Below are 367 nucleotides of genomic sequence, written 5' to 3'. Positions count from 1 at the left end.
TGGCGCACGTTGATGGACTTGATCGTTGCACCACGTGGAGCTACAGCGCCGCCGGTTTGATCGCCGAACGCATCGACGCAGCCGAACAAACCCTGCGCTATCGCTGGGACCGTCTCGGACGGTTAACGGCTTTGGAAAACGAAAACGAACAACGCGCGCACTTCCACTACGACCCGGTCGGTCGTCTGCTCGAGGAACGCGGTTTCGACGGCCGCAGCACGCGCTATCAGTACGACCCACTCACCGGCCGCCTCGCGCAATCGATCAATGGCCAACGCGTCATCTCTTTGAGCTTCGACCCGATGGGCCGCTTGACCGAGCGTCGCGCCACTCTGGGCGACCAGTCGCAAAGCGAAACCTTTGCCTA

Annotated in this window: 1 protein-coding gene; it reads left to right on the top strand. The window is 61.6% G+C overall.

Annotated elements, in window-relative coordinates; all coding sequences use genetic code 11:
* Positions 1 to 367, top strand: a 367-nt coding sequence (locus tag ACM6JQ_RS18430) for a hypothetical protein (RefSeq protein WP_414894461.1), incomplete at both ends; no start/stop codon positions are given.

Origin of the sequence: Pseudomonas sp. IT-232MI5, assembly GCF_949767845.1 — a bacterium.
In the GTDB taxonomy this organism is placed as follows: Bacteria; Pseudomonadota; Gammaproteobacteria; order Pseudomonadales; family Pseudomonadaceae; genus Aquipseudomonas.
The sequence above is the reverse complement of the archived record's forward strand: the minus strand, read 5'-3'. Positions and strand labels throughout refer to the sequence as shown.